Raw genomic sequence first — 26,801 nt, 5'->3', positions numbered from 1 at the left:
CTTCAGCACGAACTCCCGCTGTCTGCCCAGCAACCCTGAACAAGGCTTCCCCATGACCGCACCCCTGAACCGCCTCACCCTGGCCGCCCTGCTGGTCGCCTGCAGCCTGCCGGCCCTGGCCGCGGCGCCCGCGCACAAACCCGGCACGGTGTTCCGCGACTGCGCCAAGACCTGCCCGGAAATGGTGGTGCTGCCCGCCGGCAGCTTCATGATGGGTACCCCGGATGACGAAAAGGGCCGCCAGGACGACGAAGGCCCGTTGCACGAGGTAACCTTCAAGAAGGCCTTCGCCGTCAGCCGCTACCAGATCACCAATGGAGAATGGAAAGCCTACCTCAAGGCCAGCGGCTACAAGGTCCCAAACGGCGACACCCGCCCGGGCCGCGAGTGCATCGCCGGCGTGCCGCGCTACCAGCAGGGTGACCGCCAGCCCGCCGTGTGCCTGAACTTCCACGAGGCCGAGGCCTACGCCGCATGGCTGTCGAAGAAGACCGGCAAGGTCTACAAGGTGCTCAGCGAGTCCCAGCGCGAGTACGCCGTGCGCGGCGGCAGCACCGGGCCGTTCCCCTTCCCACTCGATGACAACGACGAGCAGAAGTACCAGATCTCCAAGCACGCCAACACCTACGGCCCCACGGACGGTTTCTCCTTCACATCGCCCGTCGGCAGCTTCCCGCCCAACGCCTTCGGCGTCTACGACGGCCACGGCAACGTCTACGAGTGGACCCGCGACTGCTACGTCGACAGCTACGCCACCGCCCCCACCGACGGCAGCCCGCAGGCCAACAGCAGCGAATGCGAGGATCGCCGGGTGATCCGCGGCAACGACTACACCGAGGCACCGATCTTCTCCCGCTCGGGCAACCGCAACGAGCGCAGTTCCACCCTGCGCGGCGACTGGATCGGATTCCGCGTCGCCCGCGAACTCTAAGCTCTCCCCGCCTCCGGCGCCCCCGGCGCCGGATCCACCTCGCCACTAAATCCGCGCAAAACCCTCTCGTCTACCAAGATCAGGGCCTGGTCCGCCGCCCTGCGCCAACGAATACTCACGAGATGACTCCATGACGTCCAAGACCCCCAGCCTCGCCCAGGAAACCCTGCGGATACTCAAGCCGTTCTGGATGCTGGTCGCGCTTTCGGCGGCCCTCGGCGTGGTCAGCGGCCTGAGTGTCACCGCCCTGCTGGCCACCATCAACAGCGCGATGAACGCCGTGGGCGGGCCGGACACCCGCACCGCCCTGCTGTTCGGCGGCCTGTGCGTACTGACTCTAGCCTGCTCCACCGGCTCGAACCTGCTGACCAACTACGTCGGGCAGAAGGTGGTGGCGCGACTGCGCCGCGAGCTGTCCGCCAAGGTACTGGTGGCGCCGATCGCGCAACTGGAGCGCTACCGCGCCCACCGTCTGATCCCGGTGCTGCTCAACGACGTGAGCACCATCAGCGCCTTCGCCCTGTCGGTGGCGCCGATGGTCATCGCCTTCACCGTCACCCTCGGCTGCCTGTCCTACCTGGCACTGCTGTCCTGGCAGATCCTGCTGGTCACCGCGCTGACCGTGGTGATCGGCACCGGCGCGCAGTTCCTCGCCCACCGTTACGGCATGAACAACATCCTCACCGCGCGCAACAACGAAGACGAGCTGCAGAAGCACTACCAGGCCCTCTCCGGCGGCGCCAAGGAACTGCGTATCCAGCGCAGGCGCCGCCAGCACATGCACGACCATCTGATCCATGGCGCCACCGAGCGCATCAGCAAGGCCAACATTCGCGCGGCGAACATCTTCGTCAGCGCCGAGACCTTCGGCTCGATGCTGTTCTTCGCGGTGATCGGCATCGCCATCGCCTTCCAGGCCCTGTGGCCGAGCACCGACCGCACCGTGCTGGGCGGCTTCGTGCTGGTGATGCTGTACATGAAGGGGCCCCTGGAACAGCTGATCAACAACCTGCCGAGCATCAGCCGGGCGCAGATCGCCCTGCGCCGCATCGCCGAGCTGTCCCGGCGTTTCTCGTCGCCCGAACCGCACCTGCTGGTCAGCGACCGCACACCGCAGGTGACCGAGGTCGCCTCCATCGAGCTGCGCCAGCTGCGCTACGACTACCCCCAGGTCGAGGGCAGCCAGCCGTTCCACCTGGGCCCGGTGGACCTGACCATCCGCCAGGGCGACATCGTCTTCATCGTCGGCGAGAACGGCTGCGGCAAGACCACACTGATCAAGCTGCTGCTGGGCCTGTACACCCCGCAGCAGGGCGAGGTTCGCCTCAACGGCGAGACGGTCACACCGCAGCACCTGGACGACTATCGCCAGCTGTTCACTACCATCTTCGCCGACTACTACCTGTTCGACGAACCGCTGCCCGGATTGGCCGAGCTGCCACTGGAGGCTGCCAAATACCTCGAACGCCTGGACATCGCCCACAAGGTCGGGATCCGCGACGGCAGCTTCACCACCACCGACCTGTCCACCGGCCAGCGCAAGCGCCTGGCGCTGATCAACGCCTGGCTCGACCAGCGCCCGGTGCTGGTGTTCGATGAATGGGCCGCCGACCAGGACCCGGCCTTCCGCCGGGTGTTCTACACCGAACTGCTGCCGGAGCTGAAGCAGCAGGGCAAGACCATCATCGTCATCTCCCACGACGACCGCTACTTCCCGGTGGCCGACCAGCTGGTGCGCATGCACAGCGGCAAGATCCTGGTCGAACGCAACCAGGAACCCGCCCTGCCCGCCTGACCCCTCTCGCGGGCGGCGCCTGGCGCCGCCCGCCGCTTAAATTCCCCGCCGTACCGCTCGTTCCCCTATTGCCGCACGCCGAATCAACCCTGCCCACAGGGAAGTCGCAGGTCACGCCTCTACCAACCGTAATAATTATTTTTCCGGTTTTGGCATTCGCATGCGTCCTACTCGCAACGGAATAATTTTCATTTACTTTGCGTACCTTGAGCCAGAGCATAAAAATGCCATTACCAGCCAACACACTGACCCCTTTGAGCAAGGCACTGATGCTGCGCCGGATGCTGCGCTCCTCCCCGGCCATGGCCACCCTCGGCCTCGCCCTCTCACTGCCGCTGGCCGCCCAGGTGCAGGCCCAGGAGCAGGACTTCGACATCCCGGCGCAATCGCTGGCCAGCGCCCTGCAAGAGCTCGGCCGCCAGGGCAACCTGCAGGTGCTGTTCAGCCCCGAGACCGTCCAGGGCCTGCGCAGCAGCCCGGTCAAGGGCCGCTTCTCGCCAACCCAGGCAGCTGGGGAGCTGCTCAGGAACAGCGGGATTCGCTACAGCGTGCAGGACAACACCCTGATCATCAGCGGTGCGGCGGAGTCCGGCTCGGCCATGACCCTGGACGCCACCACCATCAACGGCCAGGTCCTCGGCGCCACCACCGAAGGCACCAACTCCTATACCACCGGTGCGGTGACCATTGGCAAGACCGCGCAGTCGCTACGTGAGACCCCGCAGTCGGTGACCGTGGTCACTCGTAAGCTGATGGACGACAAGAACCTTGTGTCGCTGGACCAGGTGATGGCCCAGGCCACCGGCATCACCCGCGCCAACCGCGGCTACGGCAACCACCACTTCAGTTCCCGCGGCTTCGACCTCACCGACGACAGCTACATGGTCGATGGCGTGCCCGGCCAAGCCTACGCCTACACCGGCTGGATGACCCCGGACATGGCAGTGTTCGACCGCGTCGAAGTGCTGCGCGGCGCCTCCGGGTTGCTGGTGGGCGCGGGCAACCCGGGTGGCGCGGTGAACCTTGTGCGCAAGCGTCCGACTGCGGACCCACGCTTCTCCGTCATCACCCGTGCCGGCTCCTGGGACAACTACCGCCTGGACCTGGACGCCAGTGGCCGGCTCAACCCCGAAGGCACCCTGCGCGGGCGCATGGTCGCCTCCTACGAGGACCGCGGCTACTTCACCGATGTGACCAAATCCAAGCGGCCGCTGCTGTACGGCATCGTCGAAGCCGACCTGAGCGATGCCACCACCCTTGGCCTGGGCCTGCGTCGCCAGACCTCGCGCATCGACGGCTACAGCGTGCTGGGCATCCCGAACAATCCCGATGGCAGCAACCCGCACCTGAAGCGCTCGACCTTCCTGGGGCAGGACTGGGCCACGCTGCAGAGCGACATGGACGAGGTGTTCGGCGACATCACCCATCGTTTCAACGACAACTGGAGCGGAAAGCTGGCGCTGTCGCACTCCGAGGGTGGCTACAACCGCAGCGCCATCGAGTGGAGTGCGGATGACACCCTTGAGTACGGCGCAGCCGGCGGGCCGGTGGTCAAGGATGTGAGCTACCACAAGTTCGACGTCACCTCCAACGCCGTCGACGGTCATCTGGACGGTAACTTTGAAGCCTTCGGCCTGACCCATCAGGTGACCCTGGGCGCCAACTGGTCCAAACGCAAGATGAACGACAAGGACCGCACTGAGAACCTGCCGACGCCTATCCCACTGAACGTGTTCGACCCCAGCCACAGCAACATTCCCAAGCTGGCACGCCAGGGCTGGGACTACAAGGACGACACCATCGACACCCGTTACGGCACCTACCTCAGCACGCGACTGCGCGCGACCGAGGACCTGAGTTTCGTACTCGGTGCGCGCCTGAGCTGGTACAAGACCGAGGCCTGGGACGGCGACAACGTGTCGACCAACGAGCAGAAACACGAGTTCACCCCCTTCGCCGGCGTGATCTACGACCTGAACGACCAGTGGTCCTGGTACGCCAGCTACGCCGACATCTTCCAGCCGCAGGCCAACTACCGCACTGCAGGCGGCAGCATGCTGGACCCATCCACTGGTACGAACTCCGAAACCGGTATCAAGGGTGAGCTGTTCGACAAGCGCCTGAACGTCTCCTTCGCCGTGTTCTACATCGAACAGGAAGACGTTGCCGCACGCGACTGGGAAAACGACGGCAAATGCCAGAACGATGTGAACGGTCGCTGCTGGGTAAACAGCAATGGCATCAACCGCAGCAAGGGTTTCGAGGCCGAGGCCAGCGGCGAGCTGCTGCCAGGCCTGCAGGTGGCTGCCGGTTACACCTACAACACCACCAGTTCCTCCGACGGCGGCCCGATCTCCGCACAGACGCCGAAACACATGCTGCGCCTGAACACCAACTACACCCTGCCGGGCGAGTGGAGCCGACTGAGCATCGGTGGTGGCGTCTCGGCGCAGAACTCCTACGTCGACAAGGGCAACGAGGCCTACAACAGCGGCCGGGCGATCTTCGACGCGCGCGCCGCCTACAAGCTCGACAAGCACTGGACCGTCGGCGTGGACGTCGAGAACCTGTTCGACCGCAAGTACTTCGACTCGATGGGCTACTGGACCCGCGGCACCACCTACGGCACCCCACGTAGCTACATGTTCACCCTGCGCGGCGACTTCTAAGCCCCGCCTGGCAACAACCGGCGCCCCCTCTAGAGGGGGCGCTGTGCTTTCAGCGCCGGCAAGTGCCGCCTGTTGTCTTTCCCCCCGCCTCACCGCACACTCGTCCCCGCCAGCCAGGAAGCGGAGTCCGCAGTGCCCACGCCACGTCAGTTCAGCAAGAAGACCAGCACCAGCAACATGCTGCGGCTCAAGTCCGGTGACGCCGGCAGCCAGCGTCCCTATCGCGTGGACTTCGTCCTGCTCGAGCATTTCTCCATGGCCAGCTTCACCGTGGCGATGGACGTGCTGGTCACCGCCAACCTGCTGCGCGCCGACAGCTTCACCTCCACCCCGCTGTCGCTGGCGGGCGATCGCGTGCTCAGCGACCTGGGCCTGGAGCTGGTGGCCAGCCCGCTCGAGCCCCGCAGCCTGCAGGATCTCGATCTGCTGGTGATCTGCGGCGGTCTGCGCACACCGTTGAAATACCCCGAACTCGACCGCCTGCTGGGCGACTGCGCCAGCCACGGCATGACCCTCGCCGGGCTGTGGAACGGCGCCTGGTTCCTCGGCCGCGCCGGGGTGCTCGACGACTACGGCTGCAGCGTGCACCCCGAGCAGCGCGCCAGCCTGGCCGAGATCAGCCCGCAGACGCGCATCACCCCGGCCAGCTTCACCCTCGACCGCGACCGCCTGAGCGCCGCCAGCCCCAACGGCGCCATGGAGCTGATGCTTGGCCTGGTGCGGCGGCTGTACGGCGATGCCCTGGCCGAAGGCGTCGAGGAGATCCTGTCGTTCTCCGGGGCGCGCTATCGCCAGGTCGGGCCGGGGGCGAAGAAGTCCATGAGCCTGCACCTGCGCACCATCGTCGAGCTGATGGAGAACAACCTCGAGGAGACCCTGAGCCTCGATCAGCTGGCCGCCTACTCCGGGCGCTCGCGGCGGCAGATCGACCGGCTGTTCCAGGCCCAGCTGGGCACCTCGCCCCGGCGTTACTACATGGAACTGCGCATCACCAAGAGCCGCCGGCTGCTGCAGTACTCGGACCTGTCGGTGATGGAGGTGGCGGTGGCCTGCGGGTTCGTCTCGGTGTCGCACTTCAGCAAGTGCTATGCGGCGTATTTCGGCTATCCGCCGTCGCGGGAGCAGCGGCTCGGGGAATGATGTTGCCTGAACCGGCCCTATCGCGGTGCGCCGATGCGACTTGCCCCGCGACAGGGCCGAAACGGACAACGGATCAACCCTGCTCATTCAACAACGCCTGAATCACCCGCTCCTGCCCCGCATAATCCCCCTCGCCAAAGTGCACATGGCGCACCTGCCCCTTGCGGTCGACAAAGTAATGCGCCGGCCAGAACTGGTTGCCCCAGGCGTTCCAGATCCGGTAGCCATTGTCCACCGCCACCGGGTAAGCAATGCCCAGTTGCTGTACCTGCACCCGGACATTGCCCAGATCGTGCTCGTAGTCGTACTCCGGCGTATGCACCCCGACCACCACCAGCCCCTGCTCGCCATAGCGCCGCGCCCAGTCGTTGACATGGGGCAGGCTGCGCCGGCAGTTGATGCAGTCGTAGGTCCAGAAGTCCACCAGCACCACCTTGCCCTTGAGCGCCGGACCGTCCAGCGGTGGCGAGTTGAGCCACTGCTCGGCCCCCGCCAGCGACGGCATGGGGCCGTAGCTGTCGCGGGCCAGCAGGTGGCCGGCCAGGCCCAGCCCGAGCAGGGCCAGGGCCACGCCGCCGGCCTTGAGCAGGCGGCGTTTGCCGCACGCCTCAGTTGTCATGGCAGCCACTGGTGGCGTAGGTGCGGTACTCGACGCTCTGCGGCTTGCCCTGGGAGTCGAGGTAATCCATGCGGGTCTTCACCGGTCCGCAGGTGGAACCTGACTCATCCTTCACCGACAGCACCTTCTTCACATCCAGCCGGTCGCCGTAGCGGTATTGCATCACGCTGGCGTCGTTCAGCGAGCTGCTGCTGGCCTGGGCAGTCAGGGCGCCGAGGCCGAGGACGGCGAACAGGGCGGCGCTGGCGAGGGTCTTGATAGTCATGGCGTGTCTCCTGATGCGAGGTCTTGTGTGGGGAGGCTTTGCTCCCCGGTCGAGAGCCATTTCACGCCTGCCAGGTATCGCGCTTGTGTCCGCCCAGGGGTCGCCGTGCTTCTTCCTGTATCTGTGCCACCAGCAGATACACTGCAATACAAACCCGGGCAGGCAAGCCCGGATCCGCTCGGTACACTGCGCCCATTCCCCACGTACAAGGACACCCCGATGGAACACGCCGATCACATCCTGATCGTCGACGACGACCGCGAGATCCGCGAACTGGTCGGCAATTACCTGAAGAAGAACGGCCTGCGCACCAGCATCGTCGCCGATGGCCGGCAGATGCGCGCCTTCCTGGAAAACAACGCCGTCGACCTGATCGTCCTCGACATCATGATGCCCGGCGACGACGGCCTGCTGCTGTGCCGCGAACTGCGCGCCGGCAAGCACCGCAACACGCCGGTGCTGATGCTCACCGCGCGCAACGACGAGACCGACCGCATCATCGGCCTGGAGATGGGCGCCGACGACTACCTGACCAAACCCTTTTCCGCCCGCGAGCTGCTGGCGCGGATCAACGCCGTGCTGCGGCGCACGCGCATGCTGCCACCGAACCTGACCATCAGCGAGAGCAGCCGGCTGATCGCCTTCGGCCAGTGGCGCCTGGACACCACCGCCCGCCACCTGCTCGACAACGAAGGCACCCTGGTGGCGCTGTCGGGCGCCGAGTACCGCTTGCTGCGGGTGTTCCTCGACCATCCGCAGCGGGTGCTCAGCCGCGAACAGCTGCTCAACCTCACCCAGGGCCGCGAGGCGGACATCTTCGACCGCTCCATCGACTTGCTGGTCAGCCGCCTGCGCCAGCGCCTGGGCGACGACGCCCGCGAGCCCACCTGCATCAAGACCGTGCGCAGCGAAGGCTATGTGTTCTCGCTACCGGTGCAGCTGCTGGAGTCGCCGGCATGAAATGGCCGCGCACCCTGGCCTCGCGCCTGGCCCTGATCTTCTTCACCGGGCTGGTGCTGGCCTATGGCCTGTCGTTCAGCCTGCAGGCCTACGAGCGTTATGTCAGCAGCCGCTCGATGATGCTCAGCAACCTGGAACTGGACGTCTCGACCTCGGTGGCCATCCTCGACCGCCTGCCCGCCGCCGAACGGCCGGCCTGGCTGTCGCGCCTGGAGCGGCGCACCTACCGCTACCGGCTGGACGGCGGCCTGCCCGGCGAAGCCATGCCCAGCGCCGACCCGCCCATGGCCGCCGAATCCATCGTCAAGGCCATCGGCGACCGCTACGCCCTGACCTTCCAGGAGATCCCCGGCCCCAACGCGCATTTCCAGGCCCACCTGCGCCTGGCCGACGGCGCGCCGCTGACCATCGACGTCACCCCCGCCGCGGTGCCGGTGGCCACCTGGCTGCCGGTGGTGCTGCTGATCCAGCTGGCGGTGCTGCTGGCCTGTACCTGGCTGGCGGTGCGCCTGGCCATCGGCCCGCTGACCCGCCTGGTCCAGGCGGTGGACAACCTCGACCCGAACAGCCCAGGCCCGCTACTGGACGAAAGCGGCCCGCGCGAGGTGCGCTACGCCGCCGTGGCCTTCAATGCGCTGCAGGCGCGCATCGGCGCCTACCTCAAGGAACGCATGCAACTGCTCGCCGCCATTTCCCACGATCTGCAGACGCCGATCACGCGCATGAAGCTGCGGGTCGAGCAGATGGACGACGGCCAGGAGAAGGACAAGCTGGCGCATGACCTGGACGCCATGGAGCACCTGGTGCGCGAAGGCGTGGCCTATGCCCGCAGCATGGACAGCGGCACCGAGGCGCCATGCCGGGTCAACCTCGACGCCTTCCTCGACAGCCTGGTGTTCGACTACCAGGACAGCGGCGCCCGGGTGGACCGGCGCGGCAGCGCCCAGGCGACCCTCGAAACCCGTCCCCACGCCTTGCGCCGGGTACTGGTGAACCTGGTGGACAATGCCCTCAAGTTCTCCGGTGCCGCGCAGCTTGAGGTGGGGTGCGAAAACGGCGTGACGTTGATCCGCGTGCTGGATGACGGCCCGGGGATTCCCGAGGCGGAGCTCGACGATGTGCTCAAGCCTTTCTATCGAGTCGAGGGTTCGCGCAACCGCAGCACCGGCGGCACCGGGCTGGGGCTGGCGATCGCCCAGCAGCTGACCCAGGCCATGGGCGGCAGCCTGACCCTGCGCAACCGCGCCGAAGGGGGGCTGTGCGCGCAGGTCGAGCTGCGCTGAATCCACAGCCGCTCTCATGGAACAAACCGTAACTTATTGATTTAGCTGGACCCTGTGGGAGCGGCCTTGCGTCGCGAAAGGGGCGCGCAGCGGCCCCATATTCCGAGCCATCATCGAAATTGCTGGGGCTGCTGCGCAGCCCTTTCGCGACGCAAGGCCGCTCCCACAGGGGACAGTTCCCTGCGCGACAGCGCAGCCCGGAAGGGCTGTGTGATCTCCTACAGGGATTGCGCAAGGCCTGAGGAGAGGGGCCAACAAAGCAAGATCGTTCAAGCCACCCTCTGAGCTGTCTGTCATGCTGGCCTGCCCTGTCGATTCGTTGCCGTTCCCATGTCCAGCCCGCCGCTCGCCCGCCATGCCTTCCTCCACGGCGCCATCGCCATCCTGCCGCTGTCCCTGGCCGTCGCGCCCTGGGGCCTGCTGGCCGGTTCCATGGCCATCGAGGCCAACCTCAGCGCCTGGCAAGGCCAGGGCCTGTCGGCCATCGTCTTCGCCGGCGCCGCGCAGCTGGTGGCCATCGGCATGCTCAAGGGTGGCGCCAACCTGCTGTCGATCCTGCTCACCACCCTGCTGCTGACCTCGCAGCACCTGCTCTACGGGCTGTCCATGCGCCCGGTGATGTCCGGCTTGCCGACCCGCTGGCGGCTGGGCCTGGGCTTTCTGCTCACCGACGAGTTCTTCGCCCTGACCAGCCACCACGACCAGCAGCAGTTCAACCGCTGGTACGCCCTGGGCGTCGGCCTGACCTTCTACGTGGCCTGGAACCTGTTCACCCTGGCCGGCATCGTCCTCGGCCAGAACATCCCGCACCTGGACCAGCTGGGCCTGGACTTCTCCATCGTCGCCACCTTCGTCGCGCTGATCGCGCCGCTGGTGCGCAACCTGCCGACCGTGGTGTGCGTGGCGGTGTCGCTGTTCTGCTCGGTACTGTTCAGCTACTGGCACTGGGAAACCGCCCTGGTGGTGGCCGGCCTGCTGGGCATGGCCGCGGGTTTTATCTGCCAGAAATTCTCCGGAGGCCGCGCATGATCTGGCTGCTGATCGTCGCCATGGGCGCGGTGGTGTTCCTCAACCGCTACGCCTTCCTCGAACCTCGCCTGCCGCTGCGGCTGAGCTCCAACGCACGGCAGTTCCTCGGCTTCGCCGTGCCCGGCATGCTCACCGCGATCTGCGGGCCGATCATCTTCCTGCCCGGCCACCAGCTCGAGCTGAGCCCGCTCAACCCCTACCTGCTCGGTTCGCTGGTGGCAATCGCCCTGGTGCTGTTGACCCGCAGCGTGTTGCTGAGCATGCTGGCGAGCATGCTGATCTTCTTCCTCCTGCGCAGCTGGCTGGTATGACCACGCCCCTGCGCGAACAGGCCCACCTGTGGCAGGCGCCCGCCCTCGGCGACGTCGAGATGCTGCACGCCCGCTACATCCAGCAGCGCTTCGCCCCGCACGTGCACGAAGGCTACGTGTTCACCGTGATCGAGTCCGGTGCCCAGCGTTTCTGGCACCGGGGCAGCGAACACCTGGCGCCGGTGGGCAGCATGGTGCTGATCAATCCCGACGAGCTGCACACCGGCGCCACCGCCCACGAGGCCGGCTGGCGCTACCGGGGTTTCTACCCCGAGCACGAGCGGGTCACCGGCGTGCTCGACGAACTGGAGCTGGGTCGCCACGGCCTGCCCCGGTTCAAGGACAGCGTGATCCAGGACCCGGCCCTGGCCGCCGCCTTCAGCCAGCTGCACCGGTTGTCCGAGTGCTGCGCCAGCGCCCTGGAGCAGCAGACCGCCTGGCGCCAGGCGGTGCTGGCGCTGGTACAACGCCACGGCCACTGCGCCGAACCTGCAGCCCCCGGCAACGAACCGCTGGCCGTGGCCCGTGCCCGCGAGCTGCTGGAGAGCCGGCTGGCCGAGCCGCCCTCGCTGGAGACTTTGGCGGCGGCGGTGAACCTTTCGCCGTTCCACTTCGCCCGGGTGTTCCGCCAGGCCACCGGCCTGCCGCCCCACGCCTGGCTCAAGCAGCGCCGCCTGGCTCGCGCCCGGGAGCTGCTGCGCAGCGGCCTGCCGGCACTGGAGGTCGCCGTCACCCTGGGCTTCGCCGACCAGAGCCACCTCAGCCGCCAGTTCAAGCAGGCCTATGGCGTCACGCCGGGGGCCTATCGCCAGGCCTGCCTGGGCCTGTAGCCACGCCACGGTTCCAGGCGCCCGGCGTGATGCCGGTCATGCCACGGAAGAAGGCGATGAAGGCGCTGTCGGTGGCAAACCCCAGGTCGTCGGCGATAGCGCCCAGCGGCCGCTGCAACGCCAGCTGCTCCATTGCCCGCAGCAACCGCCACTGCTGACGCCATTGCTGATAGGACATGCCAGTGTCCCGGCGCAGTAGGCGGCTGATGGTCTTCTCGCTGGCACCAACCTGCCGCGCCAGTTCACCCAGCGCCGGCGGCAGGCGCTCGAGCCGCTCGACCAGCCCGGCCAAGCGCCGATCGCCGGGCAGTGGCAGGAACATCGGTTGGCGCGGCGCCAGTCGCAGCTCGCCAAGGCACAATGCCAGCAGGTGCGTTTCGTCACCTCGTTCCCAGGCCGTGTCGAACGGCGCCTGGGCGATGCGTTCGAGCAGCTCGCGCAGCAACGGGTTGACGCTGATGATCGTCACCTCGTCGGGCAGCCCCACGCTGAGCGCGGCGCTGAAGTAGAGCGAGCGATAGTCCACCGTCTCGCGCATGCGCGCCCGATGCTCAAGCCCCGCCGGAATCCACGCCGCCTGAGTCGGCGGCAACAGGCATAGACGCCCGGGGGTCTGGATACGCACGCAGCCCTGGCGGGTGAACAGCACCTGGCCGCGGCCATGGCGGTGGCGCCCGGAGTCGTGGTCGCCCAGGGCCGAGCAGATGCCCAGTACCGGCGCGTCGAAAGCATCGGGATCGAAGTGGGCGTCGGGGGCTAACCAAGCCATGGCAAGAATGTCCGATTTCAATGATAGATTAGCAGAACCGCGATAATAGCTCACGACACAACCCACCTACCATGAACGCCCGTTTGTACCGCAAGGCGTTCATTCCCATGCTTTCCCGTTCCTGGCTGGCCCTGGCCAGCGCATTGCTGATGTTTCCCCAGGTTGCCGAAACCCTCTACAGCCCTGCCCTGGTCTCCCTGGCCAAGGGTTTCGCCGTCAGCCCCGCCCAGGCTTCTCTGACCCTGTCGCTGTACTTCGTGGCCTTCGCCGTCGGGGTGCTGGCCTGGGGGCGTGGCTGTGACCTGTGGGGGCGGCGCCGGGCAATGCTTGCCGGCCTGCTGCTCTACAGCGGCGCGGCGCTGGCGGCGCTGCTGGCGGTCGACTTCAGCCAACTGCTGCTAGCGCGGATCGTGGCGGCGTTCGCCGCGGCGGTGGGCTCCGTGGTCACCCAGACCGTCCTGCGCGATCGCCATGCCGGCCCTGAACTGGCCCGGGTGTTCTCGGTGATCGGCGTGTGCCTGGCGCTCAGCCCGGCGCTGGGGCTGGTCAGCGGCGCCTGGCTGGAGCGGTTGTTCGGCTATCACGGCGTGCTCGCCGGCCAGTTGCTGATGGCCGCGCTGCTGCTCGCCTGGACTTGGCACAGCCTGCCCGAGACACGACCCACCGCGCAGGCGACGCCCGCGTTCGGCCAGGTGCTGCAGCGCCTGCTGTGTGACCGTCGCGTGTTGCTGGCCAGCGCCCTGGTGGCAGTGTTCAACATCAGTGTTTTCAGCTGGTACAGCCTGGCGCCATTCGTCTTCGAGCGCCTCGCCGCCAGCCAATGGATGGGCTACTCCGGCGCGGCACTGGCGCTCGGCTCGCTACTGGGCGCACGCCTCAATGCACGGCTGCTGCAACGCGGGGTGGCCACGGCGCGCCTGCTGCGCCTGGCCTGCCTGCTCGACCTGCTGGCGGCGCTGGCACTGCTGGGGCTGGGCGACAGCCTGTGGTCGGTGCTGGCCATGACCCTGGTGATGTTCGCTTTCGCCATGGCGATTCCGTTGGTGCTGGGCTCGGCGCTGGTCGATTACGCCGACTGCCGTGGTACGGCGGGCGCGCTGTTCGGCTTGTTCTACTACCTGCAGATCGGCGCGGGACTGCTGCTGGCAGGCGCCAGCCAGGCCCTGGGAGCGACGTTGTTCGCCTGTGCCCTGGCGACCTGGGTGCTGGCCCTCGGCTACGAGCAGCCTGGCCGCGCGCTGCTACACTCAAGGGGCTGAATGGAGGATCGCGTCATGTCCGAACGAGAAATCACCACGCTCCTGTCGCTGATGAGCCAGCGCCAGGCCTGCCTGAGCAGCGCCTGCAAGGAGATCGCCGACTGGATCGACCGCCAGGGCGACGTGCCCGCCGCCGGCAAGATCCGCGCCAGCCTCAAGGCGCTGGAGGCCGAGGATGCCCAGGTGCGCAAGACCCTGACATCGCTGAATATCGAACGGCCGCTGCCACGTTTTCGTAGCTGACCGCCGAAAAGCATCGCGGGTCAAGCCCGCTCCCACCGATCACGTGGGAGCGGGCTTGACCCGCGATGGTGGCTGCATCAGTGGTTCATGTGCATATGGTCATGCCCGCCGCCGCTCTCGGCGTTGAGCGCACGCACCGGCGCCTGCACCTGCAAGGTTTCCTTCTCGCCCTTGGCATCGATGATGGTCAGGGTCAGCGGCACCTGCTCGCCTTCCTTCACCTGCTGGTTCAGGCCCATCAACATCACGTGGTAGCCATTGGGGTCCAGCTTGACGGGCTTGCCTGCCGGCAGCGCGATGGCATCGACCGGCCCCATCTTCATCACATCGCCGTTCATGACCATCTCATGCACCTGTACGTCCTTGGCCACGGGCGAAGCAACGCTCACCAGCTTGCTGTCGCTGCTGGCGGTCAGGGTCATGAAGGCGCCGGTCGATGGCTGGTGCGGCACGCTGGCGCGCACCCAGGCGTCGCTCACGGTGGTCTGGGCGAAAGCCGGCAGGGCCATGCCCAGCAGGGCCAGGGCGGCCAGGCCGCGTTTGATCGGTTGCATCGACATTCAGCAGATCTCCATCAGGGTGACCAGGTCCTCGGCGCATTCCTTGGCGTTCAGGGAATGGCCCAGGCTCAGGCGCAGGGTGCCACGCGTATCGTAGACGTAGCTGGTGGACGAGTGAGAGACAGTGTAGGTGTCGCCGGCCGGGACCTTTTCATAGAACACCTTGAACTCCCGGGCCACCTCGGCGATTTCCTCGGGGGTACCGGTCAGGGCGACGATCGACGGGTCAAAGGCCTTGACGTAGGCATCAAGTATCTCGGGGGTGTCGCGCTCCGGATCCAGGGTGATGAACACCGGCTGGAACAGGTCACGGTCACGGCCGCGCAGGATCTTGCGGATCTGCGCCACGCGCGCCATGGCGGTCGGGCAGACGGCCGGGCACTGGGTGAAGCCGAAGAATATCATCGGCATCGAGCCGTAGAAACTCGACAGGGTGCGCTCATTGCCTTGAGGGTCCTTGAGCTTGAACTTGCGCCCGAGGATCTCGTTGCTCATGTTCTTGCCGTACTTGAAATCAAGGCCCCGGGCCGGGCTGCAACCCGCCAGCAGGCCAAGCCCCAGTACGCCCATCCCGGCGACAACCGCGCGCCGGGTCAACAGATCATTCATGGAACCATCCTTTACAGGGAAGGTGCCGACCCCTGGGATGGGCCGGCCAGAAAACCGGGGCATTCTGTCACGCCCCCCCTGCACCATCCACCCGATATCCGGCCAATCGGGCTGCAGCCCTTTGTTTACGGGGCGCGACCGGTTGTCGCAGGGGTTGAATCCGTAACACTTTGTTGCTAGGGATCAATGCACAACGCCTGAAAAGCATCACGGGCGGTGCGGCGTTCCGACAAGCCCGCTCCCACGCTGTGACCCAGGTATGCCCTAGGCGTGGGAGTGGGCTTGCCCCGCGATTGGAAAGACGCCTTAGTAGTAGGCGTTTTCCTTCTGGCTGTGGTCGGTCACATCACGCACGCCCTTGAGCTCCGGAATGCGCTCGAGCAGGGTGCGTTCGATGCCTTCCTTCAGCGTCACATCGGCCTGGCCGCAGCCCTGGCAGCCGCCGCCGAACTGCAGCACGGCGATGCCGTCGTCGACCACGTCCACCAGGCTCACGGCGCCGCCGTGGCTGGCCAGGCCTGGGTTGATCTCGGTCTGCAGGTAGTAGTTGATGCGTTCGTTGATCGGGCTGTCTTCGTTGACCATCGGTACCTTGGCGTTCGGCGCCTTGATGGTCAGCTGGCCGCCCATGCGGTCGGTGGCGTAGTCGACCAGCGCGTCCTCGAGGAACGGCACGCTGACCGCGTCGAGGTAGGCGGTGAAGCTCTTCAGGCCCACCGGCTGGTCGTCGGGCTTCTCCTCGCCCGGCTTGCAGTAGGCGATGCAGGTTTCGGCGTAGGTGGTGCCCGGCTGGGTGATGAAGATACGGATGCCGATGCCAGGCGTGTTCTGCTTGGAGAGCAGATCGGCCAGGTAATCATGGGCGGCGTCGGTAATGGTTATAGCGCTCATGGAAGTTCCTCACAGACTTGCCGGCAGTGTACGCCAACCCGGCCCTCGAACAAAGTCCTAGCATTTGACTCGGGAAAGCGCCAGCACAGGCTCCTGGGTGCCATGCCCCGCGAATCCGGCCTTGAGCCGCCCATACAGGCCACGCTCCAGCCAGTGGTAGCTGAGCCACGACATTAGTCCGATTGACGGCACGCACAAGGCGAATACCAGGTAAGGGTTCAAGTGCAGGCGTTCGCTGGCGAACAGGCCGCCGTACAGCACAAGCACATGCACCAGGTACACCGAATAGGAGCAATCGCCCAGCGCCTTGAGCAACCGGTTGCCCTTGAAGTAGCGCTCCAGGGCGATAAACGCCAGCACCACCAGGGCGCTGGGCAGCCCCCAGTGCAGCAGGCGTTGCGAGGCGTCCAGGTGATACAGCGCATATCCTGCCACCCCCAGCAGCCCCAACGGCAGCCACAGGCCCTGGCGAATCAGCCCGCGGCGGTACAGCACGCCCAGGCCGATGCCCAGCAGAAACTCGTAGACAATGTCGTTGCTGTAGAAACGGCTGAGCACGCCGAGGCGGCCCAGCACCTCGCTGACCAGCAGCAGCGCCGCCGTCACCAGCAGCAGGTGATGACGCTGGCGCACCAGGAACGCCAGGCCGAACAGCAGGTAGAAGAACATCTCGAAGTTCAGCGTCCAGCCGACGTTGAGGGTCGGGTACAGGCCGTAGCCGCCCGGATTCTCCGCCGGGATAAACAGTAGCGACAGCAGCAGGTGCTGCCATTCGAACACCTGGTGCGGCATCCAGTGGCTGGCGACCAGCATCAACGCGGCCATCAGCAGGGTGTAGAACCAGTAGGCGGGCACGATGCGCAGGGCGCGGTTGAGCAGGAACTGCGCGGGCGCGATGTCCTTGTCGCGGGTCGAGAGGTAGATCACCAGGCCGCTGATGACGAAGAAGATGTCCACCCCCACCGCGCCGCGGTCGGCGAGCAGTTGGCCGATCGGGCCGCTGGCGTTGAAGTCGAAGAAGATCTGCATGAAGTGGTGGCAGACCACCACCCAGGCGGCGAATGCCCGAAGAGCCTGAAGCGAATACAGCATGAAAAACCCTGCGTTGACCGGTGCGTTGAGGCCCTTGCGAGCGCGTTGCGCTCGTTCGCGGATAAACCCGCTCCCACAGGTACTGTGCTGAACCCAAGGCCTGCACTATTCCTGTGGGAGCGGGTTTACCCGCGAAGGGCTGCAAGGCAGCCCCAAGGACCTGTTCACCGACTCCGACCGCAACAGGCCGGGAAAGTCCCGGCCAACCGATCAGAGGTTCTCGTAGCGGTTCATGTCCAGCACCCCCGCCTCCACCGGCTCGGTCTGCTTGATGTAGCTGTTCAGGTCATGGAAGTATCGCCAGAACTCGGGATGGCTGCGGCGCACGCCCCAGCGCATGACGATGCGCTCGAACTTCGCCGTATCGTCCCGCGCCGCCTCCATGTCCTCGACGAACTCCGGCACATCGGCCGCCGGGATGTTGAAGATGAAGTTGGGGTAGCTGCTGAGCACACCCGGGTACAGGGTCAGGGTGTCCAGCCCCGGCTGGTAGCGGTAGGCCTCGCCGAGCAGGAACGCCACGTTGCTGTGGGCGCGGTTGCGCAACAGACTGTAGACCTGGCGCTGGCCGCCCTGCCCTTCGATACGCAGCATGGTCGCCTCGGGCAGCTGGCCGATCACCTTCAGCCCTGCGGCCGGGCGCGACACCAGGCGGCTGAGCGACTGCTCGACGTCACGGAACTCCTCGCTCACCTGCGCCCGTGAGCAGAACGCGCCCTGGCAGCGGTTGATCGGGTCGGGCGCCACGTTCAGGCTGCCGGTGCGCTGCAGCAGCTTCAGGCCAAAGTCACGCTTGGGGTCGTGCTTGTCCAGTTTCAGCGCGCTCGGGGTGCTGGTGTCGATGTCCTCGTAGTCCATCCACATCTTCACCTTGCCGCTGTTCTGGTACCAGTCGCCAAGGATCTCGCCGCGCTTGCCGGCCGGCATCAAGCGCAGGAAGTTGATCTCGGCGCCGTTGCGGATCAGGTCGAAGTACAGGCGTGTCTGCAACTGGTGCGAGACGTTGCCGAACACATCGAAATTCACCGCCAGCTGGTAGTAGGTGCGCTCGAACAGCGGGTAGTCGAACAGCCACATGGTCAGCGGCACGTCACCGATCAGGCCCTTGGTCACCGAGGCGCTGTCGAAGTGGCGGAAAATGCTCAGCAGCGCGTTGTCGTTGCCGGCCCACAGGGTCGACCAGCTCGGCGCCGGCTGCTCGGCATAGGCCTCGCGGCGCAGCGCCTCGTAGTCGTTGCGCTTGTCGCGGTAGGCGTGCCACAGGCTCAGCACGCTGCCGACATCGTCGATCTGCCCGGGCATGGCCAGCAACGGCGTGGCCTCGCCACGGTACTGGGCATCGGTGATGTACAGGTCGTGGGCCGGCTCCTGGAACAGCGCCCAGAAGTTGTCGCGGATCACGTCGGTGGCGATCTGGCCGCGGCACACCGGGCCACGGATGAAGGTGCGCACGAAGTACTCGGCGTTGTCCAGCATGAACTGGTAGCGGGCCACCGCCGGGATCGCCTCGAAGGTCTCGAACGGGTTGGCGCGGTGCCGCGGGCCGTAGCCGGGCAACGACGAGGCATGCCAGTCGCCGCTGTAGAACAGCTGCTTGACCCGCTTGAGCTTCTGCGGCCCCATCGGGTAGGTGATGTGGGTCTTGTGGACGATCACGCCTTGCACCGGGATCAACCGGTAGTAGAAATCGGTGCCCGGCGGGTCATTGGGCCGGCGGGTGGCGATCAGGTCCACCGGCTGGCCGCTCGGCGTGCGCGAACGCACCCATTGGAAGAAGTGGCCCGGCTCGCCGCCGACGAAATGGATATGCGCGAGGAACAGGTGCTCGTACAGCCAGCGGCCGACCAGGGCCTCGGTCGAGCCCGGGCGGTTGAGCAGCTCTTCCCAATCGGCGATCTGCTTCGCCTCCGCCGCACTGGGCTGGATCGGCGTCTTCTCGACCGGAGCGCCAGCGGCCAGCCAGCGCTGCAGGGTCTGGTACTCCTGGTCGGTCAGGCCGGTGACCGCCAGCGGCATGCCCTCTTTGGGGTGGGCGCCGGCGTAGGCGTCGAACTCGTGGGGCAACGGGCACATGTTGTTGCGGTTGAGCCCCAGGACGATCTCTTCGGGCAGCTTGGCATTGGGCGTGAGCGGGGTCTTGTGGCCCAGCTCGAGCATGCGCGCCATCAGCGCGGCCTGGCTGCCCTGCTTGTCCAGCACCGAGTAGAAGCCCTGCTTGCGCCAGCCGGCTTCGTCACGGGCGTCGTAGAACAGCCGCGTGGTGGGCACCGCCTGGCTGCGCTCGCCCTGGTAGACCGGCACCTTGGAGGCGCCGCGCTCGGCACCCTCGGCGCTGCCCAGGTTGAGCTGGCAGGCCGCGTCGTTGCAGGCGTGGCAGGCTACGCACTTTTCGGTGAAGATCGGTTGGATATCCCGGGTGTATGAAATCGTCGGGCTCGATTGGGGGGCCTGCCCGAACGCCGCGCCACTGAGGAGCAGGGCGAAGGCGCTGGCAAGTATGCGATGCAACATGTGCCGAATGTCCTGGTTCTTGAAAGCCATCACGATGTGCCTGGCGGGTCCTGAGGTGTTGGGGGCGCCGCACCAACATGAGGGAAATTCATGCAAATGGGCAGTACGCCTAAAATCCGTGCAGCTTTGTTATTATTCGGCACCTTCTGATATTTGCCCGACCAGGTAGTTCCTATGTCCGACCGCAGCGCTCGTTACCAAGCACTCCAGAAAGCACTCAAAGAGCGCATCCTGATCCTCGACGGCGGCATGGGTACTATGATCCAGAGTTATCGCCTCGAGGAACACGACTATCGTGGCACGCGCTTCGCCGATTGGCCAAGCGATGTTAAGGGCAACAACGACTTGCTGCTGCTCAGCCGCCCCGATGTCATCGCCGCGATCGAGAAGGCCTACCTGGATGCCGGTGCCGATATCCTCGAGACCAACACCTTCAACGCCACGCAGATTTCCCAGGCCGACTACGGCATGGAGGCGCTGGTCTACGAGCTCAACGTCGAGGGCGCGCGCGTCGCTCGCCAGGTGGCCGACGCCAAGACCCTCGAGACCCCGGACAAGCCGCGCTTCGTCGCCGGCGTGCTCGGCCCGACCAGCCGCACCTGCTCGATCTCCCCCGACGTCAACGATCCGGGTTATCGCAACGTCACCTTCGACGAACTGGTAGAGAACTACATCGAGGCCACCCGTGGCCTGATCGAAGGTGGCGCCGACCTGATCCTGATCGAGACCATCTTCGACACCCTCAACGCCAAGGCGGCGATCTTCGCCGTGCAGCAGGTGTTCGAGGAGGATGACGTCGAACTGCCGATCATGATCTCCGGCACCATCACCGACGCCTCAGGCCGCACCCTGTCGGGCCAGACCACCGAAGCCTTCTGGAACTCGGTGCGCCACGCCAAGCCGATCTCCGTCGGCCTGAACTGCGCCCTGGGCGCCAAGGACCTGCGTCCGTACCTGGAAGAGCTGGCGACCAAGGCCGACACCCATGTGTCCGCCCACCCCAACGCCGGCCTGCCCAACGCCTTCGGCGAGTACGACGAGACCCCGGCGGAAATGGCCGCGGTAGTCGAGGAGTTCGCCGCCAGCGGCTTTCTCAATATCATCGGCGGCTGCTGCGGCACCACCCCGCCGCACATCCAGGCCATCGCCGAGGCGGTCGCCAAGTACAAGCCGCGCGAGATCCCGGAGATCCCCAAGGCCTGCCGCCTGTCGGGCCTGGAGCCGTTCACCATCGATCGCCAGTCGCTGTTCGTCAACGTCGGCGAGCGCACCAACATCACCGGTTCCGCCAAGTTCGCCCGGCTGATTCGCGAAGAGAACTACACCGAGGCCCTGGAAGTCGCCCTGCAGCAGGTCGAGGCCGGCGCCCAGGTGATCGACATCAACATGGATGAAGGGATGCTCGACTCCCAGGCCGCCATGGTCCGCTTCCTCAACCTGATCGCCGGCGAGCCGGACATCTCCCGGGTGCCGATCATGATCGACTCCTCCAAGTGGGAGGTGATCGAGGCCGGCCTTAAGTGCATCCAGGGCAAGGGTATCGTCAACTCGATCTCGATGAAGGAAGGTGTCGAGCAGTTCAAGCACCACGCCCGCCTGTGCAAGCGCTACGGCGCCGCCGTGGTGGTGATGGCCTTCGACGAGGTCGGCCAGGCCGACACCGCCGCGCGCAAGCGCGAGATCTGCCAGCGCAGCTACGACATCCTGGTCAACGAGGTGGGCTTCCCGCCGGAAGACATCATCTTCGACCCGAACATCTTCGCCGTCGCCACCGGCATCGAAGAGCACAACAACTACGCCGTGGACTTCATCGAGGCCTGCGCCTACATCCGCGATCACCTGCCGTATGCCCTGAGCTCGGGCGGCGTGTCCAACGTGTCGTTCTCGTTCCGCGGCAACAACCCGGTGCGCGAGGCGATCCACTCGGTGTTCCTCTACCACGCGATCCAGAACGGCCTGACCATGGGTATCGTCAACGCCGGCCAGCTGGAGATCTACGACGAGATCCCGGCAGCATTGCGCGAAAAGGTCGAGGACGTGGTGCTCAACCGTACCCCGCACGGTACCGACGCCCTGCTGGCGATCGCCGACGACTACAAGGGCGGCGGCGCCACCAAGGAAGTCGAGAACGAAGAATGGCGCTCGATGCCGGTGGACAAGCGCCTCGAGCATGCGCTGGTCAAGGGCATCACCGCCTACATCGTCGAAGACACCGAAGAGTGCCGCCAACAGTCGGCACGCCCCATCGAAGTCATCGAAGGCCCGCTGATGAGTGGCATGAACGTGGTCGGTGACCTGTTCGGCGCCGGCAAGATGTTCCTGCCCCAGGTAGTGAAATCCGCCCGCGTGATGAAACAGGCCGTGGCCCACCTCATTCCGTTCATCGAGGAAGAGAAAGGCGACAAACCCGAGGCCAAGGGCAAGATCCTCATGGCCACGGTCAAGGGCGACGTGCACGACATCGGCAAGAACATCGTCGGCGTGGTACTGGGATGCAACGGCTACGACATCGTCGACATGGGCGTGATGGTCCCGGCCGAGAAGATCCTGCAGACCGCCCGCGAGCAGAAGTGCGACATCATCGGCCTGTCCGGGCTGATCACCCCGTCGCTGGACGAGATGGTCCATGTCGCCCGCGAGATGCAGCGCCAGGACTTCCACCTGCCGCTGATGATTGGTGGCGCCACCACCTCGAAAGCCCACACCGCGGTGAAGATCGAGCCCAAGTACTCCAACGACGCCGTGGTCTATGTCACCGACGCCTCCCGCGCGGTGGGCGTGGCCACCCAGCTGCTGTCCAAGGAGCTCAAGAGCGGCTTCGTCGAGAAGACCCGCCAGGAATACGTCGAAGTGCGCGAGCGCACCGCCAACCGCAGCGCCCGCACCGAACGCCTGAGCTACGCCCAGGCCATCGCCGCCAAGCCGCAGTACGACTGGGCCGGCTACCAGGCCGCGGTGCCCTCCTTCACCGGCGTCAAGGTGCTGGAAGACATCGACCTGCGCACCCTGGCCGAGTACATCGACTGGACACCGTTCTTCATCTCCTGGGACCTGGCCGGCAAGTTCCCGCGCATTCTCACCGACGAAGTGGTCGGCGAGGCTGCCACGGCGCTGTACAAGGATGCCCGCGAGATGCTCGACAAGCTGATCGACGAGAAGCTGATCAGCGCCCGCGCGGTGTTCGGCTTCTGGCCGGCCAACCAGGTCGAACATGACGACATCGAGGTGTACGGCGACAACGGTGAAACCCTGGCCACCCTGCACCACCTGCGCCAGCAGACCATCAAGCCCGACGGCAAGCCTAACTGGTCGCTGGCCGACTTCGTCGCGCCCAGGGACAGCGGCGTGACCGACTATGTCGGCGGCTTCATCACCACCGCCGGCATCGGCGCCGAGGAAGTGGCCAAGGCCTACCAGGACAAGGGCGACGACTACAGCTCGATCATGGTCAAGGCCCTGGCCGACCGCCTGGCCGAAGCCTGCGCCGAGTGGCTGCACGAGCAGGTGCGCAAAGAGCACTGGGGCTATGCCAAGGACGAGCACCTGGACAACGAGGCGCTGATCAAGGAGCAGTACAGCGGCATCCGCCCGGCGCCTGGCTACCCGGCCTGCCCGGACCACACCGAGAAGGAAACCCTGTTCCGCCTGCTCGACGGCACCGCCATCGGTGAAACCGGCCCGAGCGGCGTGTTCCTCACCGAGCACTTCGCCATGTTCCCGGCGGCGGCGGTCAGCGGCTGGTACTTCGCCCACCCGCAGGCGCAGTACTTCGCCGTGGGCAAGGTGGACAAGGACCAGATCGAGCGATACAGCGCCCGCAAGGGCCAGGATGTCAGCGTCAGCGAACGCTGGCTGGCGCCGAACCTGGGCTACGAGGGCTGAATCCAACCCTGCGCTGCCCCCCCATCTGGCAGCCTTGCTCGGCTTCCTCAATCTAGCGCGATCCCTGTGGGAGCGGCCTTGCGTCGCGAAAGGGCCGCAGAGCGGCCCCGACGATCGTTGCATCAACACTGAGATCCAGGGGCTGCTAAGCAGCCCTTTCGCGACGCAAGGCCGCTCCCACAGGGCGACATGAATCAGCCTTTCCTTCCCGACACATGCACAAGGACCCCCGCATGTCCCCGAGAATCCTGGTGATCGGCGCCTACGGCAACTTCGGCCGGATCATCTGCCGCCACCTGCAGCAGATGCCCGCCGTGCAACTGGTGATCGCCGGCCGTAATGCCAACAGCCTCGCCCAACTGGCCACCCGACTGAGCGGCAGCGAAAGCTGGTGCGGCGATGCCATGGTCCCCGGTTTTGCCGACGCACTGCGCGCCCTGCGCATCGACTGGGTAATCCACACCGGCGGGCCCTTCCAGGGCCAGCCCTACAGCGTGGCCGAAGCCTGCATCGATGCCGGTGCCAACTATTGCGACCTCTCCGACTGCCGGGTGTTCGTCAACGGCATCGAGCGCCTGGACGCCCGCGCCCGCCAGGCCAATGTCGCGCTACTCAGCGGCTGCAGCTCGGTGCCGAGCCTGTCGTCGGCGATCCTCGACGAGCAGCGCCATCACTTCAGCCGCATCGAGCGCATCGAGCACGGCATTTCCTCCTCGGCGAAGATGCCCGGCCTGTCCACCATCGAAGGCGTGCTGGCCTACGCCGGTCGGCCGATCCGCCAGTGGCGCGACGGACGCCCGCACGCCGTGGACGGCTGGCTCGGCCTGCAGCTGCGCCAGTTGCCCGGCCTGGGCTGGCGCCTGCTGAACAACGTCGATGTGCCGGACATGGACATCTTCGCCGAGCGCTACGGCGCCCGGGACCTTGCATTCAAGGCCGGCTCCGGGCTCATGGCCGGCGGCCTGGCCAATGCCGCGCTGGCGTTGCTGGTCAAGCACGGCCTGGTACGCGACCCGCTGCCCTGGGCGCGGCGCCTGCATCGCCTGGGCGGCCATTTCGAGCGTTTTGGCGATGGCATGAGTGCGATGTACCTGGATGTCCGCGGGCTGGACATGCAGGGCCAGCCACTGCGCCTGCAGGCCCAGGTCAGCGCCAGTGACGACAAGGGCCCGGAAATCCCCAGCTGCGCGGCGGTGGCGCTGATGACCAGGGTGATCGAGGGCCACACCCCGGCCCCGGGCGCCCGCCCCTGCGTCGGCGAGATCAGTGTCGAGCAGTACCTGGCGGCCATCGGCGAACCCGACAAGGTGCGTTACAGCGTCAGCTTCCAGCACGGGCGAGGCTGAAATGAGCTACCTGCTGCTCAAGTACCTGCATGTGATCGCCGCCGTGTTCCTGTTCGGTTTCGGCATGGGCTCCTACCTGTACCTGATCGCCGCGAACCGCAGCCGCGATCCACGGGTGATCGCCGCCGTGGCCAGGATGGTGGTGCGCTTCGATGCCTGGATCACCACGCCCGCCGGGGTCCTGCAGTTGCTGACCGGCTACGCCATGGTCAGCATGAGCGGCATGCCGTGGTCCGCCGACTGGCTGCAGGGCGCGCTGCTGATCTTCTTCGCGGTGGGCGCCCTGTGGCTCCCGGTGCTGCTGTTGCAGACGCGCATGCAGCGCCTCGCGGCCCAGGCGGTCGAGCATGGCACCGCGCTGGGTGAGGACTATCAGCGGCTGTACCGCCCCTGGCTGTGGATGGGGGTGGCGGGGTTTGCCGGCATGTTCCTGATCGTGCTTGTGATGATCACCAAGCAGGCACCGTGGCAATGGCCCTGACCCAGGGCAGAAAAAAATTCTAAATACATAACGAAAAAGAATAGAATTTTTTTCGAAAACCGCCCTGAAACGGGAAAAAGAAAAAACATTCATATCGGCAGTTGCCTAGGATGATGTCCATGGATGCCGACAGGCGGCGTCCACGCACGGACCCGCCCGCGATCATGCCCAGCACCCCGCTCTACTTCGATTACGCCGCCACCACTCCGGTCGATGACCGGGTCATTGCCGCCATGCTCACCTGCCTGGGCCGCGAAACCAACTTCGGCAACCCCGCTTCCAGCGGCCACTTCCATGGCCAGGCCGCCCGCGAGGCCGTCGAACAGGCCCGTCGCCAGGTGGCCGAGCGCGTAGGCGCCCAGCCCGACGATCTGGTCTGGACCTCCGGCGCCACCGAATCCAACAACCTGGCGCTCAAGGGCATCGCCCAGGGCTTCGCGCAGCCGGGCCACCTGCTGACCAGCCAGCTCGAACACAAGGCCATCCTCGACACCGCCGCCGAACTGGAGCGCCAGGGCTGGACGGTGACCCGCCTGGCGCCCGACGCCCATGGCCTGATCCAGGCCGAGGCCGTGCAGGCCGCGCTGCGTCCGGACACCCACCTAGTGTCGCTGATGGCGGTAAATAACGAACTGGGCACCGTGACCGACTTCGCCCGCATCGGCCAGCTGGTCCGCGACCATGGCGCCCTGTTGCATGTGGACGCGGCGCAGGCGGTGGGCAAGGTCGGCATCGACCTGGCGCACCAGGCCGTCGACCTGATGTCGTTCTCGGCGCACAAGGTCTACGGCCCCAAGGGCATCGGCGCCCTCTACGTCGGCCCCCGCGCCCGCCCGGCCATGCGTGCGCAGATGCACGGCGGCGGCCATGAGCGCGGCCTGCGCTCCGGCACCCTGGCCACCCACCAGATCGTCGGCATGGGCAGCGCCTTCGACCTGGCCGGCCAGCCCGGCGAGGCCGAATACCAGCGCCTGGAACAGCTCTCCCGGCGCCTGCGCGACGGCCTGCTGGCCCTGCCCGGGGTCACCCTCAATGGCTGCGCGGTACAGCGCATTCCCCACACCCTCAACCTGCGCATCGACTCCAAGGGGTTCAATAGCCTGGCGCTTGCCGGCGAGCTGGCGCTGTCCACCACCTCGGCCTGCAACTCGGCGAGCAACGCCGCGTCCCACGTGCTGCTGGCCCTCGGCCTCGACGAGCGCCAGGCGCGCAACAGCGTGCGCCTGAGCCTCGGGCGCTACACCAGCGAGGCGGACGTGGACACGGCGCTGGCGGTGTTCGGACGGGTGGTCGGAGCGGCGGCGGTGACGCTCTGGTAGGTCACGC

23 protein-coding genes are annotated in these 26,801 nt (G+C 66.3%); 15 read left to right on the top strand and 8 right to left on the bottom strand.

Translation table 11 applies throughout. The features are described from left to right. Positions 1 to 52: 52 nt before the first annotated feature. From DMX06_RS12920 to DMX06_RS12905, 4 genes are all read left to right on the top strand, one after another. The gene (locus DMX06_RS12920) at positions 53 to 931 is read left to right on the top strand and encodes a formylglycine-generating enzyme family protein (RefSeq protein ID WP_110737615.1); all 879 of its coding nucleotides are present in this window, start codon (positions 53 to 55) and stop codon (positions 929 to 931) included. 130 nt (positions 932 to 1,061) lie between these two features. Then, positions 1,062 to 2,726: a cyclic peptide export ABC transporter gene (locus DMX06_RS12915; protein ID WP_110737613.1), complete on the top strand. Its 1,665-nt coding sequence runs from the start codon at positions 1,062 to 1,064 to the stop codon at positions 2,724 to 2,726. A gap of 224 nt (positions 2,727 to 2,950) precedes the next feature. Beyond that, positions 2,951 to 5,395 carry a TonB-dependent siderophore receptor gene (locus DMX06_RS12910; protein WP_110737611.1) on the top strand — a complete coding sequence of 815 codons (2,445 nt, stop codon included), beginning with the start codon at positions 2,951 to 2,953 and terminating at the stop codon, positions 5,393 to 5,395. 132 nt (positions 5,396 to 5,527) lie between these two features. After that, positions 5,528 to 6,535 (top strand): GlxA family transcriptional regulator, encoded by a 1,008-nt coding sequence (locus DMX06_RS12905; protein ID WP_110737609.1) that lies wholly within the window; start codon positions 5,528 to 5,530, stop codon positions 6,533 to 6,535. A gap of 73 nt (positions 6,536 to 6,608) precedes the next feature. On the opposite strand, the gene DMX06_RS12900 is transcribed toward DMX06_RS12905, so the two are convergent. Both DMX06_RS12900 and DMX06_RS12895 read right to left on the bottom strand, forming a co-directional pair. After that, the gene (locus tag DMX06_RS12900; protein WP_110737794.1) at positions 6,609 to 7,124 is read right to left on the bottom strand and encodes a thioredoxin family protein; all 516 of its coding nucleotides are present in this window, start codon (positions 7,122 to 7,124) and stop codon (positions 6,609 to 6,611) included. 19 nt (positions 7,125 to 7,143) lie between these two features. Then, on the bottom strand, positions 7,144 to 7,419 hold the full coding sequence (locus DMX06_RS12895) for a DUF2790 domain-containing protein (protein ID WP_110737607.1): 276 nt from the start codon (positions 7,417 to 7,419) through the stop codon (positions 7,144 to 7,146). 219 nt (positions 7,420 to 7,638) lie between these two features. Between DMX06_RS12895 and DMX06_RS12890 the strand changes: the two genes are divergently transcribed. The 5 genes from DMX06_RS12890 to DMX06_RS12870 all read left to right on the top strand — a co-directional run bounded on the left by DMX06_RS12890 (position 7,639) and on the right by DMX06_RS12870 (position 11,832). Then, positions 7,639 to 8,379 carry a response regulator gene (locus DMX06_RS12890; RefSeq protein ID WP_110737605.1) on the top strand — a complete coding sequence of 247 codons (741 nt, stop codon included), beginning with the start codon at positions 7,639 to 7,641 and terminating at the stop codon, positions 8,377 to 8,379. Further along, entirely contained in the window at positions 8,376 to 9,662 is a 1,287-nt protein-coding gene (locus tag DMX06_RS12885; protein WP_110737603.1) for a sensor histidine kinase, read from the top strand. The genes DMX06_RS12890 and DMX06_RS12885 overlap by 4 nt, the downstream gene beginning before the upstream one ends. A gap of 330 nt (positions 9,663 to 9,992) precedes the next feature. Then, a complete protein-coding gene (locus DMX06_RS12880; RefSeq protein ID WP_110737601.1) occupies positions 9,993 to 10,691 on the top strand; it encodes an AzlC family ABC transporter permease in 699 nt (232 codons plus the stop codon). Further along, the gene (locus DMX06_RS12875) at positions 10,688 to 11,002 is read left to right on the top strand and encodes an AzlD domain-containing protein (RefSeq protein WP_110737598.1); all 315 of its coding nucleotides are present in this window, start codon (positions 10,688 to 10,690) and stop codon (positions 11,000 to 11,002) included. Before DMX06_RS12880 ends, DMX06_RS12875 begins: the two co-directional genes overlap by 4 nt. Then, the gene (locus tag DMX06_RS12870) at positions 10,999 to 11,832 is read left to right on the top strand and encodes an AraC family transcriptional regulator (RefSeq protein ID WP_110737596.1); all 834 of its coding nucleotides are present in this window, start codon (positions 10,999 to 11,001) and stop codon (positions 11,830 to 11,832) included. The genes DMX06_RS12875 and DMX06_RS12870 overlap by 4 nt, the downstream gene beginning before the upstream one ends. Here DMX06_RS12870 and DMX06_RS12865 read toward each other — a convergent pair. Next, the gene (locus DMX06_RS12865; RefSeq protein ID WP_110737594.1) at positions 11,792 to 12,601 is read right to left on the bottom strand and encodes an AraC family transcriptional regulator; all 810 of its coding nucleotides are present in this window, start codon (positions 12,599 to 12,601) and stop codon (positions 11,792 to 11,794) included. The two genes, DMX06_RS12870 and DMX06_RS12865, sit on opposite strands and share 41 nt — an antisense overlap. Positions 12,602 to 12,708: 107 nt before the next feature. On the opposite strand from DMX06_RS12865, the gene DMX06_RS12860 reads away from it, so the two are divergent. Both DMX06_RS12860 and DMX06_RS12855 read left to right on the top strand, forming a co-directional pair. Further along, positions 12,709 to 13,860 (top strand): MFS transporter, encoded by a 1,152-nt coding sequence (locus DMX06_RS12860; protein WP_110737791.1) that lies wholly within the window; start codon positions 12,709 to 12,711, stop codon positions 13,858 to 13,860. Between the two features lie 15 nt (positions 13,861 to 13,875). Next, positions 13,876 to 14,103, top strand: a complete 228-nt coding sequence (locus tag DMX06_RS12855) for a hypothetical protein (RefSeq protein WP_023630605.1) — start codon at positions 13,876 to 13,878, stop codon at positions 14,101 to 14,103. 77 nt (positions 14,104 to 14,180) lie between these two features. Here DMX06_RS12855 and DMX06_RS12850 read toward each other — a convergent pair whose 3' ends face one another. The 5 genes from DMX06_RS12850 to DMX06_RS12830 all read right to left on the bottom strand — a co-directional run bounded on the left by DMX06_RS12850 (position 14,181) and on the right by DMX06_RS12830 (position 19,766). Beyond that, on the bottom strand, positions 14,181 to 14,663 hold the full coding sequence (locus DMX06_RS12850; RefSeq protein ID WP_110737592.1) for a copper chaperone PCu(A)C: 483 nt from the start codon (positions 14,661 to 14,663) through the stop codon (positions 14,181 to 14,183). After that, positions 14,664 to 15,272 (bottom strand): SCO family protein, encoded by a 609-nt coding sequence (locus DMX06_RS12845; protein ID WP_110737590.1) that lies wholly within the window; start codon positions 15,270 to 15,272, stop codon positions 14,664 to 14,666. It lies immediately after the preceding gene. Positions 15,273 to 15,578: 306 nt separating this feature from the next. Then, on the bottom strand, positions 15,579 to 16,163 hold the full coding sequence (nfuA, locus tag DMX06_RS12840; RefSeq protein ID WP_023630602.1) for a Fe-S biogenesis protein NfuA: 585 nt from the start codon (positions 16,161 to 16,163) through the stop codon (positions 15,579 to 15,581). A gap of 57 nt (positions 16,164 to 16,220) precedes the next feature. Beyond that, positions 16,221 to 17,255, bottom strand: coding sequence for an acyltransferase family protein (locus DMX06_RS12835; protein WP_110737589.1), 1,035 nt, complete (start codon positions 17,253 to 17,255; stop codon positions 16,221 to 16,223). A gap of 210 nt (positions 17,256 to 17,465) precedes the next feature. Further along, positions 17,466 to 19,766, bottom strand: a complete 2,301-nt coding sequence (locus DMX06_RS12830; protein WP_110737587.1) for a fatty acid cis/trans isomerase — start codon at positions 19,764 to 19,766, stop codon at positions 17,466 to 17,468. A gap of 174 nt (positions 19,767 to 19,940) precedes the next feature. On the opposite strand from DMX06_RS12830, the gene metH reads away from it, so the two are divergent. The 4 genes from metH (at position 19,941) to DMX06_RS12810 (ending at position 26,794) form a co-directional block, all read left to right on the top strand. Next, positions 19,941 to 23,648 carry a methionine synthase gene (metH, locus tag DMX06_RS12825; protein WP_110737584.1) on the top strand — a complete coding sequence of 1,236 codons (3,708 nt, stop codon included), beginning with the start codon at positions 19,941 to 19,943 and terminating at the stop codon, positions 23,646 to 23,648. A gap of 233 nt (positions 23,649 to 23,881) precedes the next feature. Further along, positions 23,882 to 24,994, top strand: a complete 1,113-nt coding sequence (locus DMX06_RS12820) for a saccharopine dehydrogenase family protein (RefSeq protein ID WP_110737582.1) — start codon at positions 23,882 to 23,884, stop codon at positions 24,992 to 24,994. 1 nt (position 24,995) lies between these two features. Further along, the gene (locus tag DMX06_RS12815; protein WP_110737580.1) at positions 24,996 to 25,475 is read left to right on the top strand and encodes a DUF2269 family protein; all 480 of its coding nucleotides are present in this window, start codon (positions 24,996 to 24,998) and stop codon (positions 25,473 to 25,475) included. 164 nt (positions 25,476 to 25,639) lie between these two features. Beyond that, positions 25,640 to 26,794 (top strand): cysteine desulfurase family protein, encoded by a 1,155-nt coding sequence (locus tag DMX06_RS12810; protein WP_110737789.1) that lies wholly within the window; start codon positions 25,640 to 25,642, stop codon positions 26,792 to 26,794. Positions 26,795 to 26,801: the final 7 nt, after the last annotated feature.

Origin of the sequence: Pseudomonas mosselii (assembly GCF_003205295.1) — a bacterium.
Taxonomy (GTDB): Bacteria; Pseudomonadota; Gammaproteobacteria; order Pseudomonadales; family Pseudomonadaceae; genus Aquipseudomonas; species Aquipseudomonas mosselii_B.
The sequence above is the reverse complement of the archived record's forward strand: the minus strand, read 5'-3'. Positions and strand labels throughout refer to the sequence as shown.

Excerpts from the sequence above, each read along its gene's own strand:
- DMX06_RS12860 (WP_110737791.1), top strand. The coding sequence starts at position 12,709 with ATGCTTTCCCGTTCCTGGCTGGCCCTGGCCAGCGCATTGCTGATGTTT.
- DMX06_RS12880 (WP_110737601.1), top strand. The coding sequence starts at position 9,993 with ATGTCCAGCCCGCCGCTCGCCCGCCATGCCTTCCTCCACGGCGCCATC.
- DMX06_RS12845 (WP_110737590.1), bottom strand. The coding sequence starts at position 15,272 with ATGAATGATCTGTTGACCCGGCGCGCGGTTGTCGCCGGGATGGGCGTA.
- DMX06_RS12815 (WP_110737580.1), top strand. The coding sequence starts at position 24,996 with ATGAGCTACCTGCTGCTCAAGTACCTGCATGTGATCGCCGCCGTGTTC.
- DMX06_RS12890 (WP_110737605.1), top strand. The coding sequence starts at position 7,639 with ATGGAACACGCCGATCACATCCTGATCGTCGACGACGACCGCGAGATC.
- metH (WP_110737584.1), top strand. The coding sequence starts at position 19,941 with ATGTCCGACCGCAGCGCTCGTTACCAAGCACTCCAGAAAGCACTCAAA.
- DMX06_RS12885 (WP_110737603.1), top strand. The coding sequence starts at position 8,376 with ATGAAATGGCCGCGCACCCTGGCCTCGCGCCTGGCCCTGATCTTCTTC.
- DMX06_RS12855 (WP_023630605.1), top strand. The coding sequence starts at position 13,876 with ATGTCCGAACGAGAAATCACCACGCTCCTGTCGCTGATGAGCCAGCGC.
- DMX06_RS12920 (WP_110737615.1), top strand. The coding sequence starts at position 53 with ATGACCGCACCCCTGAACCGCCTCACCCTGGCCGCCCTGCTGGTCGCC.
- DMX06_RS12865 (WP_110737594.1), bottom strand. The coding sequence starts at position 12,601 with ATGGCTTGGTTAGCCCCCGACGCCCACTTCGATCCCGATGCTTTCGAC.
- DMX06_RS12830 (WP_110737587.1), bottom strand. The coding sequence starts at position 19,766 with ATGTTGCATCGCATACTTGCCAGCGCCTTCGCCCTGCTCCTCAGTGGC.
- DMX06_RS12850 (WP_110737592.1), bottom strand. The coding sequence starts at position 14,663 with ATGTCGATGCAACCGATCAAACGCGGCCTGGCCGCCCTGGCCCTGCTG.
- DMX06_RS12895 (WP_110737607.1), bottom strand. The coding sequence starts at position 7,419 with ATGACTATCAAGACCCTCGCCAGCGCCGCCCTGTTCGCCGTCCTCGGC.
- DMX06_RS12810 (WP_110737789.1), top strand. The coding sequence starts at position 25,640 with ATGCCCAGCACCCCGCTCTACTTCGATTACGCCGCCACCACTCCGGTC.
- nfuA (WP_023630602.1), bottom strand. The coding sequence starts at position 16,163 with ATGAGCGCTATAACCATTACCGACGCCGCCCATGATTACCTGGCCGAT.
- DMX06_RS12835 (WP_110737589.1), bottom strand. The coding sequence starts at position 17,255 with ATGCTGTATTCGCTTCAGGCTCTTCGGGCATTCGCCGCCTGGGTGGTG.
- DMX06_RS12875 (WP_110737598.1), top strand. The coding sequence starts at position 10,688 with ATGATCTGGCTGCTGATCGTCGCCATGGGCGCGGTGGTGTTCCTCAAC.
- DMX06_RS12870 (WP_110737596.1), top strand. The coding sequence starts at position 10,999 with ATGACCACGCCCCTGCGCGAACAGGCCCACCTGTGGCAGGCGCCCGCC.
- DMX06_RS12820 (WP_110737582.1), top strand. The coding sequence starts at position 23,882 with ATGTCCCCGAGAATCCTGGTGATCGGCGCCTACGGCAACTTCGGCCGG.
- DMX06_RS12910 (WP_110737611.1), top strand. The coding sequence starts at position 2,951 with ATGCCATTACCAGCCAACACACTGACCCCTTTGAGCAAGGCACTGATG.
- DMX06_RS12915 (WP_110737613.1), top strand. The coding sequence starts at position 1,062 with ATGACGTCCAAGACCCCCAGCCTCGCCCAGGAAACCCTGCGGATACTC.